We start from the raw sequence: 13,256 nt of genomic DNA on the forward strand, positions 1-13,256 counted from the left end.
TTCCCGCCGGCGGTAAAATGCGCCAGAATTGTTTCCCAGCGTTGCGCATGCCGGGGCGGCAACGCTGGTTCGCAAAATTCTCCGGCAGAGGCCGCGCCGGGCGCCTATAGCGGCGGGATGAACGATATGCGCGGATCGGACGCGGGCAGTGGCCCGCATATACTCGTGGTCGACGATGACCAGCAGATACGCAAGCTGCTCGGGCGTTATCTCGCCGAGCAGAATTTCCGCGTCTCGCTGGCGGCCGACGGCAAGGAGGCGGAGCGCCGCATCACCGAGGGACGGATCGACCTTATCGTGCTCGATCTGATGCTGCCCGATGTGTCCGGCCTCGACCTGTGCCGGACGATCCGCACGCGCTCCTCTGTTCCCATCATCCTCCTCACTGCACTGAAGGAAGATGTCGATCGCATCATCGGGCTGGAGATTGGCGCGGACGATTATCTCGGCAAGCCGTTCAATCCGCGCGAGCTCGTCGCCCGCATCCGCGCCGTGCTGCGGCGCCTGTCCCCGCGCGACAGCGCGCCGCCGCCGCCGGCGTTGCGCCTGCGATTCGGCGGTTTCCTCGCCGATCCCACCAGCCGCCAGCTCTGGGATGCCGAGGGACGTGAGATCGTCCTGACCGGCGCCGAATTCGACCTGCTCCTCGCTTTTCTCGAGCGGCCCGGGCGCATGCTGTCGCGTGAGCAACTCCTTGACATCACTCATGGAAGAGTGCCGGCCGGCTTCGATCGCTCCGTCGATGTCCTCATCAGCCGGCTGCGCCGCAAGATGGGCGACGCCGGGACGTTCCAGATCATAAAGACGCTGCGCAATGGCGGCTATCAGCTCGCCGCGCGCGTCGAGCCGGCGGTTGAAGAAGGGTCCGGCGCGCCATGAACTCCATGCGCACCAAGCTCACCGCGCTGCTGGTCGGCTCCGTCCTCGGCGTGCTCGTGGTGGCGACAGGGCTGTCCCTGCTGCTGCTGAAGCCGCCCGATTTCAGCCGGGTCGACAATGCGACGGCGACGCAGATCGGCATGCTCGTCGATCTCGCGGAAGGCTCGCGAATGGCCCCGGACGAGGGCGCCTATGCCCGCATCGCCGACGCGCCGGCCGGCGGAAGGCAGATCGAGCCGATCATGGAAGCCGTCAACGCGGCCCTTGCCCAGCGCGGACGCGCCCTAAAAGTGTCCATTTCCGAACCGGCCGATTTCGACTGGCCGGTCATTTCGGTCCCATTGTCCGATGGCCGCTGGCTGATCGTCCCCACCGGCCTTCCTGTGCCCGGCCCGCGCAATGCGTGGGCCCTGGTCGGCTGGATTCTGCTGGTTGCAGTTGGCGTCACCCTGGTCATGGTGTGCGCCGTGCACAGGCTCACCGAGCCGCTTGCGCTGCTGCAGCGGACGGCTGACGCGATTCGTCCCTGTGGAAGTGTCGAACCCGCGCCGGAGAAAGGGCCCGCCGAGGTGCGGGCGGCGGCCCGCGCGATCAATCAGTTGGCGGCTCGGCTTCACGAGGTCATGGAGAGCCGCATGCGGCTGGTCGCGGCGGCCGGGCACGATCTCCGCACGCCGATGACGCGCATGCGGCTGCGGGCGGAATTCCTCGGCGAGGAAGAGCGCGCGGCCTTCATCGAGGATCTCGACGAACTCGATCGGATCGCCGACAGCGCCATCCGGCTGGTGCGCGAAGAGGTGGAAGATGATGCCGGCGAAGCCCTGCGCCTTGATGCCATGGTTGCCGATACGGCAACGGAACTGAGGGCGATCGGCTATGCGGTGAGCCTGGGGCGCACCGCGCCGGTCACCATCCGGGCACGGCCGGAAGCGCTGAGGCGGGCCTTGCGCAACCTGTTCATCAATGCCGCCACGCATGGACGACAGGCGATGGTACGGGTGGAAGCGCCAGAGACCATCGGGCGCGTGCTGATCGAGGATGAGGGGCCCGGCATTCCCGAGGAACTGCTTCCGCGTGTGTTCGAGCCCTTCTTCCGGGTCGACCCGGCGCGCGGCGCCCCCATGCCGGGGGCAGGTCTGGGCCTTGCCATCGCCGCGCAGATCGTTACCCGCAGCGGCGGAACCCTGGTGCTGGAGAATATGGCGCTCGGGCTGAGGCAGCGGATCGACTTTCCCGCGGTCTGCGGCGAAACGGCCCTATCCGAGGCAGGATAAGCCGAAGAAGCTATTGCGCTGGCGCGACTTTCCGGGCTGAGATGGCGCATCCCCCTCTGCCGGAGCCAGTCATGGCCAACTACGTGAAGATCAGCGGCTTTCTGGGCGCCTGCATCACCGGCGTCGTCCATTTCCTCACGGATCTGCGCAAGGCGCCCGCCCTTGCCGAGGAAGCCGGCTATGGCGACCTGCCCAAGCTGCCCAAGCCCAAGCCGACCCTCATCCCGATCATGAAGATCGCCCCGGCCGTCGGCTGGGGGCCCGGCCAGAAGCCCAAGCCCGCCCCGGGCTTCAAGGTGAGCTTCTTCGCCGAGGGCCTGGACCATCCGCGCTGGGTCTATGAACTGCCTAATGGCGACATTCTCGTCGCCGAGACCGCTGGCCCGCCCTGGCCGGCCGGCATCTTCAGCCTGCGCTGGTGGGCGATGGGTTTCGTGATGGTGCGCGCCGGCGCCGGCGTGAAGAGCGCCAACCGCATCACCCTGCTGCGCGACGCCGATGGCGACGGGGTGGCCGAGATCAAGCTGCCCTTTATCGAGAACCTCTATTCGCCCTTCGGCATGGCCCTGGTGGGTGACCAGCTCTATGTGGCGAACGCGGATTCGCTGGTGCGCTTCCCCTATGTGCCCGGCGCCACCCGCATCGACGCGCCCCCGGTGAAGATTTGCGACCTGCCTTCCGGCCGCAACCACCACTGGACCAAGAGCCTCGTCGCCAACAAGGACGGGACGAAGCTCTATGTCGGCGTCGGCTCCAACTCCAACGTCGCCGAGTTCGGCATGGAGGAGGAAGTGGACCGCGCCGCCATTCTGGAAGTGGACATCGCGACGGGAAAATACCGCGTCTTCGCTGGCGGGCTGCGCAACCCCGTGGGCATGGACTGGAACCCGGTCACCGGCGAATTGTGGACCAGCGTCAACGAGCGCGACGAGATCGGCGACGATCTGGTTCCGGACTACATGACCTCGGTGAAGGACGGCGCCTTCTATGGCTGGCCCTATTGCTACTACGACAAGATCGTCGACGAGCGGGTGAAGCCGCAGCGCCCCGATCTGGTCGCGGCCTCGCTCAAGCCCGATTATGCGCTGGGCTCCCACACCGCCTCGCTCGGCCTCACCTTCGTCGATGACGACCGTTTCGGCGCGCGCTTCCGCAATGGCGTGTTCATCGGCCAGCACGGCTCCTGGAACCGCAACCCGCCCTCCGGCTACCGGGTGATCTTCGTGCCGTTCGAGGACGGCAAGCCGGCCGGCCCGCCGGAGGAAATCCTCGGCGGCTTCCGCGTCGACGGCAAGGCGCTGGGGCGCCCGGTGGGGGTGATCGTCGACAAGCGCGGCGGGCTTCTGTGCGTCGACGATGTCGGCGACTGCATCTGGCGCGTCTCGCCGGTCTGATCGCTGCAACGCAGCAGGCGGAAGGCGGCGGCCCTTCCTCCGGAGCCGGGAATGGCTTAAACGCGCGGGAGCTTCTCTCCAGGACCTCCCGCGCGCATGATCCGGCTCGATTCCATCGGCAAGCAGAACGGCAAGCAACTCGTCTTCATCGAGGCGTCGGCGACGCTGCTGAAGGGCGAGAAGGTGGGGCTCGTCGGCCCCAACGGCGCCGGCAAGACCACGCTGTTCCGCCTCATCACCGGCGAAGAGGCCCCGGATGAGGGGCAGGTCTCGGTCGATCGCGGCATCACCATCGGCTATTTCAGCCAGGATGTCGGCGACATGGCCGGCAAGTCGGTGCTGGCGGAGGTGATGGACGGCGCCGGCCCGGTGAGCAGCATTGCCGCCGAACTGCGCGAACTCGAAGCGGCCATGGTCGACCCCGACCGTGCCGACGAGATGGATGCCGTCATCGAGCGCTATGGCGAGGTGCAGGCGCGTTTCGAGGAACTGGACGGCTATTCGCTGGAGGGCCGGGCGAGCGAGGTGCTGGCCGGCCTCGGCTTCTCGCAGGAAATGATGGAGGGCGATGTCGGCCGTCTCTCCGGCGGCTGGAAGATGCGCGTCGCGCTCGGCCGCATCCTGCTCATGCGCCCTGACGTGATGCTGCTGGACGAGCCTTCCAACCATCTCGACATCGAAAGCCTGATCTGGCTGGAGGCGTTCCTGAAGAATTTCGACGGCGCACTGATGATGACCTCGCATGACCGCGCCTTCATGAACCGCATCGTCAACAAGATCGTCGAGATCGACGCCGGCGCGCTCACCTCCTATTCCGGCGATTACGAATTCTACGCCCAGCAGCGCGCGCTGGCCGAAAAGCAGCAGCAGGCGCAGTTCGAGCGCCAGCAGGCGATGCTGGCCAAGGAAATCGCCTTCATCGAGCGCTTCAAGGCCCGTGCCTCCCACGCCGCGCAGGTGCAGAGCCGGGTGAAGAAGCTCGACAAGATCGAACGTGTGGAGCCGCCGCGTCGGCGCCAGACGGTGGCGTTCGAGTTCCAGCCGCCGCCGCGCTCCGGCGAGGACGTGGTCAGCCTGAAGAATGTCCATAAGAGCTATGGCGCCCGGCGCATCTATGAGGGGCTGGATTTCCATGTGCGCCGGCGCGAGCGCTGGTGCGTGATGGGCGTCAACGGTGCCGGAAAGTCGACCCTGCTCAAGCTGGTGACGGGCGAGACCGCGCCTGACGGTGGCAGCGTGGCGGTCGGTGGCAGCGTGAAGATGGCCTATTTCGCCCAGCACGCCATGGAGGTGCTGGAAGGCGAGCGCACCGTGTTCGAGACGCTGGAAGACGCCTTCCCGCAGGCGGGGCAGGGCTCGTTGCGCTCGCTGCTCGGCTGCTTCGGCTTCTCCGGCGACGATGTGGAGAAGAAGTGCCGTGTCCTTTCGGGTGGCGAGAAGGCGCGCCTCGCCATGGCGCGCATGCTCTACGATCCGCCGAATTTCCTGGTGCTCGACGAGCCGACCAACCATCTCGACATCGCCACCAAGGAAATGCTCATCGCCGCGCTGGCGGACTATGAAGGCACGATGCTGTTCGTCAGCCATGACCGGCACTTCCTCGCCGCGTTGTCGAACCGCGTGCTGGAACTGACGCCGGACGGCATCCACCAATATGGCGGCGGCTATGTCGAATATGTCGCCCGCACCGGGCAGGAAGCGCCGGGGCTGCGGAACTGACAGGCGCCCTCAGAACGTCCCGGTGATCGCTCGCAGGCCCTCTTCTTCGAGGGCGAGCGTGTCGTCATGCGCTTCCGGCACGAAGCCGAGCCGAGCATAGAAGGCCTGTGCCCCGGCATTGGCCTTGTCGACATGCAGCTTGATGAAACTGCAGCCCTTCGGCGCCTCGCGGGCGATGACGGCGGCCAGCAAGGCGCGCCCGAGGCCGCTGCCGCGCTCCGTCTCCGCGACATAGAGGTCTTCGACGAAGACGCCGGGCCGGCCGCGCCAGCCGGAAAAGGCGTAGGTGTAAAGGCAGAGCCCCACCGCAGCCTCCGCGCGCCGGGCGATGACCGCCTCGAACAGCCCCAGCCCGGTCGGGCCGTAGCGCTCCAGGCTCGCCGCATCGGCGCCGGGTCGAAAGCCGGGCCGGACGTGATGCGCCAGATGCGCGATCATGTCGGCGGCGGCGGCGAGGTCCACCTGTTCGAGCGGCCGGATCGTCGGCGCCGGCCGTGCATCTGCCGCCGTCACCGGCCGGCCTCCAGCACCCCGCGATGGCTGGCACGGAAACCGTCGAGAAAGGCGACGAGATTGTCGCCCAGCGCGTCGCAGACATAGCCGCCTTCCTGCACCACCACAGTGGGCAGACCCAATTCGCCGATCTTCGCCCCGATGCGGCGAAAGCCGGGGGTCGAGACGCTGAGACCGGCGAAGGGGTCGCCCTCATAGGCGTCGAGCCCGAGCGCGATGACCAGCGCCCCCGGACAGAAGGCGGCGATGCGCGACAGAGCGTGATCCAGCGCGGTGAGGAAGCCCTCGTCGCCGGTCTTGCGCGGCAGCGGAAGGTTGAGATTGTAGCCGAGGCCCGCGCCATCGCCGCGCTCACCCGCATGGCCCCAGAAGAAGGGGTAGAACCGCGCCGGGTCGGCGTGGAGGGACACGGTGAGCACGTCCGCCCGGTCGTAGAACACGCCCTGCGTGCCATTGCCGTGGTGCACGTCGATGTCGAGAATGGCGACACGGGCGGTGCTTGCGCGCAGCGCCTGCGCGGCGATGGCGGAATTGTTGAGGTAGCAGAAGCCGCCGGCCATATCCGCGAAGGCATGATGGCCGGGCGGGCGACACAGGGCATAGGCGGCCGGCGCACCCTCCTGCACTAACTGCGCCGCATAAGCGGCGGCATGGGCGCTGCGCAACGCGGCGTCATAGGTCTCCGCCCCGATCGGGCAGGAGGTGTCGGCCATGTGGTAGCCGGCCTGACCGACGGCGGAGAGTGGGTAGGAGCCGCCCCGCCCATTGGGATGGATGTTCGGGATCACCTCGTCCGACGCCCCTTCGATGCGCTGCCAGCGCGCGAAGATGCCTTGGAGGAAGGCGAGATATTCCGGCGTGTGGATGGCGGCGGCCGGGGCATAGCCGAGGTCCGGCGGCACTTCCGGCGTGAGGCCGGCGGCGCGGGCCGCTGCGAGCAGGATATCGGCGCGCGCCGGCACTTCCGGATTCGGGGCGCGCGCCCCGCTGGTCAGAAAGAAGCCGGGATAGTGCTTCTTCTGCGCGGCATCGAAGATCACCTTCATGGAGAGGCGCTCCCGCGTGCGATGGAAGGGGCGCCCTTGAGCCCAAGCCGGGCGCGCACCTCGTCCGGGGTGGCGAGGCGATGGCCGAGTTCCTCGATGATCCGCCGCATCTTGCGCACCTGCGCGGCGTTCGAGGTCGCAAGTTCGCCGCGGGCGATGGCGAGGTTGTCCTCAAGCCCGACCCGGACATTGCCGCCGAGAATGACGCCCATGGTGCCGAGCGGCATTTGCTGGCGGCCGGCGGCAAGCACGGAGAAATGATAGTCGCTGCCGAGCAGCCGGTCGGCGCTGGCCTTCATGTGCATCAGCTGTTCGGGCGCCGCGTCGATGCCGCCCAGCACGCCCAGCACGAATTGCAGGAACACCGGCGGCTTCAGCAGCCCCTGCTTGAGGTAGAAGGCGACGGTCTGGAGATGGCCGACATCGTAGCATTCCAGCTCGAAGCGCGCGCCGCGCCTCGCGCCGAGATCGGTGAGAATGGTCTCGATATCCTCGAAGCTGTTGCGGAAGATGACCGAGCGGGTAGCTTCCAGAAAGCCGCGCTCCCACTCGTGCTGCCAGTCATAGCGATCGGCGAGAGGGAACAGGCCGAAATTCATCGAGCCCATGTTGAGCGAGCACATTTCTGGCTCAAGGAGGCGTGCCGCTGCCAGCCGGTCGTCCAGCGTCATTCGCGAGGAGCCGCCGGTGGAGAGGTTCAGCACGGCGTCGCAGCGGGCGCGGATGCGCGCCACGATCTCCTGGAACAGCGCGGGGTCGGCCGAGGGCGCGCCGCTGGCGGGATCACGGGCGTGCAGATGCAGGATCGCCGCTCCCGCTTCCGCCGCCTCGATCGCCTGCTCGGCGATCTGCTCGGGCGTGAGGGGGAGATAGGGGCTCATCGACGGCGTGTGGATGGAGCCGGTGACGGCGCAGGTGAGAATGACGGGTGAGCTCATCACGCGCCTCCCACCGGCAGACTGGCCTCGGCCGCGAAGGCTTCCAGCGCGCCGCTCAGCTTCTCCAGGATCTCGTCGATCTGCTCATCGGTGACGATCAGCGGCGGGCACACCATGAAATGGTCGCCGATGCGCCCGCCGCGGGTGCGGCGGGAATAGATGATCAGCCCGGCCTCGTAAGCGATATCGACGAGGCGCAGATGCGCGTTCAGTTCCACCGGCAGCGGCGCCATGGTCGCGCGGTCGGCCACCAGTTCGAAGGCCAGCAGCAGCCCCTTGCCGCGCACGTCGCCGATGAAGGGGAAGCGCGTCATCAGCCCTTCCAGCCGCGCCTTCAGGGCGTCGCCCTGTCGCGCGGCGGCGGCGATGAGGTCGAGCCGGTCGATTTCGTCGACCACGGCGAGGCCGGCGGCGCAGGCGAGCGGATTGCCGGCATAGGTGTGGCCGTGGACGAAGCCGCCATGGTCGATCACCGTCTCGGCGATGATGTTGTCCGCCACCATGGCCCCGAGCGGCGCGTAGCCGGCGCCGAAGCCTTTCGAGAGCGCCACGATGTCCGGCCGCAGGCCCCAGTGCTCGCTGGCGAGATAGCGCCCGGTGCGTCCCGCCCCGCTCATCACCTCGTCGCAGATCAGCAGCAGGCCGAACTCGTCGCAAATGGCGCGAATGGCGGCGTAGTAGCCATCGGGCGCCACCAGTGCGCCGGTGGAGGCGCCCCCGACCGGCTCCATGATGAAGGCGAGGCAGGTCTCCGGTCCCTGCCGCAGGATTTCGTCCCGCAGCATGTGGGCGTAACGCAGGCCGCGTTCTTCCCATGTCAGACCATCGCGGTCGAGATAGCAGGTCGGGGCGGGGATTTTCGGCATCTCGCGCAGCATGGGCGCGAAGGGCGCGCTCATCAGCGACATGCCGGTGACCGCCAGCGCCCCCAGCGTCGAGCCGTGATAGGAGGGAAAGCGCGAAATCACCTTCCAGCGCTCGGCCTGGCCGCGCGCCACCGCATATTGCCGGGCGAGCTTCAGCGCGCTCTCCACCGCCTCTGAACCGCCGGAGACGAAGAACACCCGGTCCAGCCCTTCCGGCATGCGCTGGGCGATGCGGGTGGCGAGCCGCTCGGCGGGCTCATTCTCGAAATGCAGCCGATAGCCGAAGGTGGATAGCTCCATCTGCCGGCGCATGGCCGCGAGCACGGCGGGGTTGGAATGGCCGATATTGGACACCATCGCGCCGCTTGAGCCGTCGAGATAGCGCGTGCCCGCGCTGTCCCAGAGGTAGACGCCTTCGCCGCGCGCCAGCATCGGCCGGCGCAGGCGGCTTTGGTAGAAGAGGTGGGAGGCGGGGCGGTCAGCGGTCATCAGGGGCTCTCAGGCGACGGAGGAATGCACGCCACCACGCGCGACCGGGCGGAGGCGGCGTGGGGACAGTCAGCCTCGCCTCGCGGTTCCGTTCGAATCGGGCGCTGAAGGTGAATGCGGCACAGACTATCATCGGGCTGGCCTGGGCATCACGTACCGTAGGAACGCCTAGCCGAGGCACGCATCCTCGCGGGCGGTGTAGCCCGCCGGCCGCGGCGCGCTGTTCGCCGGCTGCCCCCGCCCGAGGGCGCCGTCCGACCGGGCGCGGAGATAGACGAAAATGGCGTCGATGAAGCACATCACATTCGGATTGGTGCCGAAGGCCGGCATCACCAGTTCCTGGCTCGTGCTGACATTCTGCTTGCCATTGGTGACGGTGTCGATGAACTGGCTGTAGTTCAGGGACTGCAGCGCGTCGGTCAGCGAGGGGGCGAAGCTGGAGCCCAAGCCGTCCGGGCCATGGCACTGCAGGCAGTTGGCGGTGTAACGGAGGTAGCCGATCGACGTGTACCAGTCGACCGTTCCGTCCTTGCTGATCCTGTAGGTGGGGTTGCCCTGCGCGTCGCTGTACAGGCCATCCGTGGAACTGGTGGCCGACGGGTCACCCGAGGGGTCGGCCAAGGCCGCGCTTATCAGAAGAACAAGGCCGGCGGCGACGGCCGCGCCCATGCGAGCAGGCATGCGATCCTCCCGCTCCGCCGTCTTGTTGTGTCGTGGCGCGGTCGGAGCACATCATGCTCCATCGGCCGGCCGGCCGGGTCAAGCCGGGAGATTCCGCGCGCAACTATCCCTGCGGTGGGACCGGAAGATCTACGCATATCTCTGGGAGACAGCGTGCCACGAGCGCAAGCCCTCAAGCGCAACAGAGGCGCCCGGCAAATCATATGCGCATGCCGGAGCGACCTGCGATCACCTCCAGCCGAGGGACGAAGCGGCCCCTCGGCCCCACGTCTCGCCGATCAGGGGCTGACGGGAGTGATGATGGTGGTGCCGCTGGAGCTATCCGCAGCGGAAATCGCCGCGGCGAGACCGCCGCCAACCGCCAGGGTCGCCGCAATACCGAGAGCGGGATTTGCGCTCCCCGAATTGGTGAGGTCAAGGCCGCAACCCGGAGCGCGGAGCGTCTCCGTGGTCGAGCTGGGGACGGTCACCGTCCGGTTGTTGCCGAAATCGACCACCGCATTGCCCTGGCCGCGCACCGAAACCTTGTCGCCCGTCTTCAGCGCGGTGCCGACAACGCCCGGCACAAAGCCGTTGCCCTTGTCGACCATTACCGAGCCGGCGGCAGACGCCAGCCGACCGGAGGTCTGGCAACCGTCCTGAGCGGCGGCATTTCCGGCAACCCCGAAGGACAAGGCAACCACAGCCGCCAGAGTAAGAACACTTCGCATCACAGCCCCTCGAGTTTCGAGGGCACAGAGTGCCATCGCTGAACCCTACCACCTCTTAGCATATTCCCGCCTGTAATAAACCACCATGACGTTACGGCGGGCGCTCCGTGCCCCGTTCTCGTACCACTCAGGTTGCGACAGCGGAATTAAACAAGTTCTAATGTGACCGCCGTTGCAGGAAAAACGGTTTCGGCTGAGTGGCTTGGGAAGCTGAACACCACGTGTGGCGTCATGGCAACAGCCGACCAAATTTCTCCCAGATGACGTGCCGGAGGCCGGAGCAGCCGAGGCTATCGGCCGTGGCGGGTGCCGGGATTCGTGGGAATATCTGTCGTCGGCAAAGCCTGCGGGGGCAGGCGTGTACCCAGTCCCTACTTTCATCAGGAGAGGGTATGAAAGACTGGATTTCGCCCGGCACTCTGGCCTATAGCGGGGCCCCCGAGGGTGAGCGATGGGCGCGCGCGATGGATGGCGAGGAACTGCGCACGATTCTGTGCCGGCTCGAATCAGGCATGATTCTGACGGTGCCGGATAGCTGGATCGACAAGACCATTCCTGGGACGCATGTGACCCGCGCCCGCCTCGTCGCCGAGATTGCTCGGCAATATTTTTGTACCCACTATCAGGACTTTGGTTCGCAGCGCTTCGAGAAGCAGGAAGTCGCTGCGACGGGCTGATCCGGAACGGGCATCTCCCTCACGGCGCTGGTTGCGCTTCCGAGATCATCCCGGGGCGAGCCGGGTGCTGCTGCAGAAGGGTGCGCTCCAGCACGGCATTGAAGGCCGCAGGGGTCTCGATCATCGGGCAGTGCCCGGCGTCGGCGATGGCGTGCAGATGGAGGTACGGGTTGATCGCCGCCAATTCCCGCCAGGGGTCGATAGGCGTCACCCGGTCGTGCAGACCCCATATCAGGTGGGTATCGACCGCGAGGTCGCCGATGAAGTCCCGCACGTCGATTTTCTGCAGTGACCGCAGGATCGAGATGCCCGTCATGAAGCACTGCCGATTGGCGATCGCGCGAAACGTGGTCTCGACCATGTGCGGATCGACGCGGCAGGGGTTGTGGAAGAGCTCGCGGGATATTTTGTGGGCATAGTTTAGCGACAGGATCCGGCTGACGCCGAGTCCGAGCGCTACGTTCTCTCCCGCCCCGGGGCACCCGCCGACAAAGGCCTGACGTATGTTGAACGTCGGATCGCTGGCCAGAGCGAGCCCGATATACCCACCCATGGAGTTGCCGAATACCACCATATCCTGCGAGCGGTATTGAAGTAGGGCATTTTTTACAAAAGTTACGAGTTTGGGTAATGTGTTGTTATTATCGCCCAACTTGAGGAATGGCTCATCGAATAGGATGGGCTCGTATCCGTTATTTCGCATTATTTCGATCTGAGCGGACCAGACCCACGACCCCGCAAAAAAGGTCGGCAGAAAAACTGCAACAGATGGCATTCCTCGCCCCCCGGCGGTGCATGAGATTTCGCTACAAGCATTTCCCGGGCCACGTGCCGGGAGCGGGCTCTTCTTACACTGGAACGATGGGCGCCGATCACTGACTATTTTTGACTGAAACGCGATTGCGGAAGGATAAAGGGGCCGGTGCCGCTGGAAATCCGGTAGGGAAAATGATCGTATGATGAAGCTCCCTATCTCGGCGTGTTCGCACAAGATGTCGCGGCCCGGATACTTTCCGGTCACCGCCGGCTGGGCAGGGGAGCGCCGGACTGACCGCGAGAGGGGGTCTCGCGGGCCGCGCCACTGGAGGTAGGATGACGCCGCGCTTTCGCTTGCCGACCAATATTGTCGTCCTCATTTTAACTCTGGTTCTGTTTTCGCTCGCCGCTGTCTTCGTCGTCACCGCGCCGGGTGGGTACCAAGGCTATGCGGAAGCCGACTCCATCTTCGTCGGGCCGGATGAGGCGGGACGGATCATCGAGCTGCGGGTGGACGAAGGCGACCTGGTGACGAAGGGCATGCCTCTCTTCACCATCGACGACGATCTCCAGCGCGCGAATGTGAAGTCCGCTGAAGCGAGCCTCGGGCAGGCGCTTTCGGAGCTTGCGAACGTCAAGGCCTCGACCCAGCGCCCGGAGCAGGTGGCGGTTCTGGAGGCCGGCGAACGCCGTGCGGCGGCTGCGCTCGAACTCTCCCGCCTGGAATTGGAACGCCAGCGGGATTTGCAGTCCAAGCAGGTGTCGTCCAAGGCAGCGCTCGATTCCGCGCAGCAGACCTTCAACCAGAACGAGGCGTCGCTGGACGAGGTGCGCCGTCAGATCGAGGCGGCGAAGCTCGCGGGTCGCGACGACGAGATCGCCGCCGCCGAGAAGGCGGTGGATGCCGCCCGGGCCGCCCTCGCATCGGCCGAGGTGCGGCTGGATCGGCGGAGCATGTCCGCTCCGATTGGCGGCACTGTGGAGACCGTCTATTTTCGCGCCGGCGAATTGGTCCCGGCCGGCCGGCCGGTGCTGGCGATCCTGCCGCCGGAACTGATCAAGGTGCGCTTCTTCGTGCCCGAGCCTGCCCTCGCCAGTTTCCGCATCGGCATGCCGGTGACGGTGACATGCGACGGCTGCGGCGAGGCGATCGAGGCCACGGTCAGCTACATCGCCCGCAGCGCCGAATACACGCCCCCCGTCATCTACAGCCTGGATGAGCGTTCCAAGCTCGTGTTCATGCTGGAGGCCAAGCCGCGCGATCCTTCCAAGCTGCGACCCGGACAGCCGGTCACGGTCGAGATCGCGCCATGA

Annotated in this window: 13 protein-coding genes; 6 read left to right on the top strand and 7 right to left on the bottom strand. The window is 66.5% G+C overall.

The window, feature by feature from the left end; genetic code table 11:
* Positions 1-126: 126 nt before the first annotated feature.
* The 4 genes from AAC979_RS01905 to AAC979_RS01920 all read left to right on the top strand — a co-directional run bounded on the left by AAC979_RS01905 (position 127) and on the right by AAC979_RS01920 (position 5,266).
* Positions 127-879: a response regulator transcription factor gene (locus AAC979_RS01905; protein ID WP_371345133.1), complete on the top strand. Its 753-nt coding sequence runs from the start codon at positions 127-129 to the stop codon at positions 877-879.
* A complete protein-coding gene (locus AAC979_RS01910) occupies positions 876-2,153 on the top strand; it encodes an ATP-binding protein (RefSeq protein WP_371345134.1) in 1,278 nt (425 codons plus the stop codon). The genes AAC979_RS01905 and AAC979_RS01910 overlap by 4 nt, the downstream gene beginning before the upstream one ends.
* Positions 2,154-2,224: 71 nt before the next feature.
* Entirely contained in the window at positions 2,225-3,547 is a 1,323-nt protein-coding gene (locus tag AAC979_RS01915) for a sorbosone dehydrogenase family protein (protein WP_371345135.1), read from the top strand.
* Positions 3,548-3,643: 96 nt separating this feature from the next.
* On the top strand, positions 3,644-5,266 hold the full coding sequence (locus AAC979_RS01920) for an ABC-F family ATP-binding cassette domain-containing protein (RefSeq protein ID WP_371345136.1): 1,623 nt from the start codon (positions 3,644-3,646) through the stop codon (positions 5,264-5,266).
* A 9-nt stretch (positions 5,267-5,275) separates the two neighbouring features.
* On the opposite strand, the gene AAC979_RS01925 is transcribed toward AAC979_RS01920, so the two are convergent.
* From AAC979_RS01925 to AAC979_RS01950, 6 genes are all read right to left on the bottom strand, one after another.
* On the bottom strand, positions 5,276-5,779 hold the full coding sequence (locus AAC979_RS01925) for an N-acetyltransferase family protein (protein ID WP_371345137.1): 504 nt from the start codon (positions 5,777-5,779) through the stop codon (positions 5,276-5,278).
* Positions 5,776-6,825, bottom strand: a complete 1,050-nt coding sequence (locus AAC979_RS01930) for a histone deacetylase family protein (protein WP_371345138.1) — start codon at positions 6,823-6,825, stop codon at positions 5,776-5,778. The genes AAC979_RS01925 and AAC979_RS01930 overlap by 4 nt, the downstream gene beginning before the upstream one ends.
* Positions 6,822-7,763 carry a 3-keto-5-aminohexanoate cleavage protein gene (locus AAC979_RS01935; protein WP_371345139.1) on the bottom strand — a complete coding sequence of 314 codons (942 nt, stop codon included), beginning with the start codon at positions 7,761-7,763 and terminating at the stop codon, positions 6,822-6,824. Before AAC979_RS01935 ends, AAC979_RS01930 begins: the two co-directional genes overlap by 4 nt.
* Positions 7,763-9,118 carry an aspartate aminotransferase family protein gene (locus tag AAC979_RS01940; protein ID WP_371345140.1) on the bottom strand — a complete coding sequence of 452 codons (1,356 nt, stop codon included), beginning with the start codon at positions 9,116-9,118 and terminating at the stop codon, positions 7,763-7,765. Before AAC979_RS01940 ends, AAC979_RS01935 begins: the two co-directional genes overlap by 1 nt.
* Before the next feature lie 168 nt (positions 9,119-9,286).
* Positions 9,287-9,799 (bottom strand): c-type cytochrome, methanol metabolism-related, encoded by a 513-nt coding sequence (locus AAC979_RS01945; RefSeq protein WP_371345141.1) that lies wholly within the window; start codon positions 9,797-9,799, stop codon positions 9,287-9,289.
* A gap of 278 nt (positions 9,800-10,077) precedes the next feature.
* Positions 10,078-10,509 carry a hypothetical protein gene (locus tag AAC979_RS01950; protein WP_371345142.1) on the bottom strand — a complete coding sequence of 144 codons (432 nt, stop codon included), beginning with the start codon at positions 10,507-10,509 and terminating at the stop codon, positions 10,078-10,080.
* A 392-nt stretch (positions 10,510-10,901) separates the two neighbouring features.
* On the opposite strand from AAC979_RS01950, the gene AAC979_RS01955 reads away from it, so the two are divergent.
* A complete protein-coding gene (locus tag AAC979_RS01955; protein WP_371345143.1) occupies positions 10,902-11,186 on the top strand; it encodes a hypothetical protein in 285 nt (94 codons plus the stop codon).
* 19 nt (positions 11,187-11,205) lie between these two features.
* Here AAC979_RS01955 and AAC979_RS01960 read toward each other — a convergent pair whose 3' ends face one another.
* A complete protein-coding gene (locus tag AAC979_RS01960) occupies positions 11,206-11,961 on the bottom strand; it encodes an alpha/beta fold hydrolase (protein ID WP_371345144.1) in 756 nt (251 codons plus the stop codon).
* A 317-nt stretch (positions 11,962-12,278) separates the two neighbouring features.
* Between AAC979_RS01960 and AAC979_RS01965 the strand changes: the two genes are divergently transcribed.
* Entirely contained in the window at positions 12,279-13,256 is a 978-nt protein-coding gene (locus tag AAC979_RS01965) for an HlyD family secretion protein (protein ID WP_371345145.1), read from the top strand.

It is taken from the genome of Ancylobacter sp. IITR112 (assembly GCF_041415945.1).
Classification (GTDB): Bacteria; Pseudomonadota; Alphaproteobacteria; order Rhizobiales; family Xanthobacteraceae; genus Ancylobacter.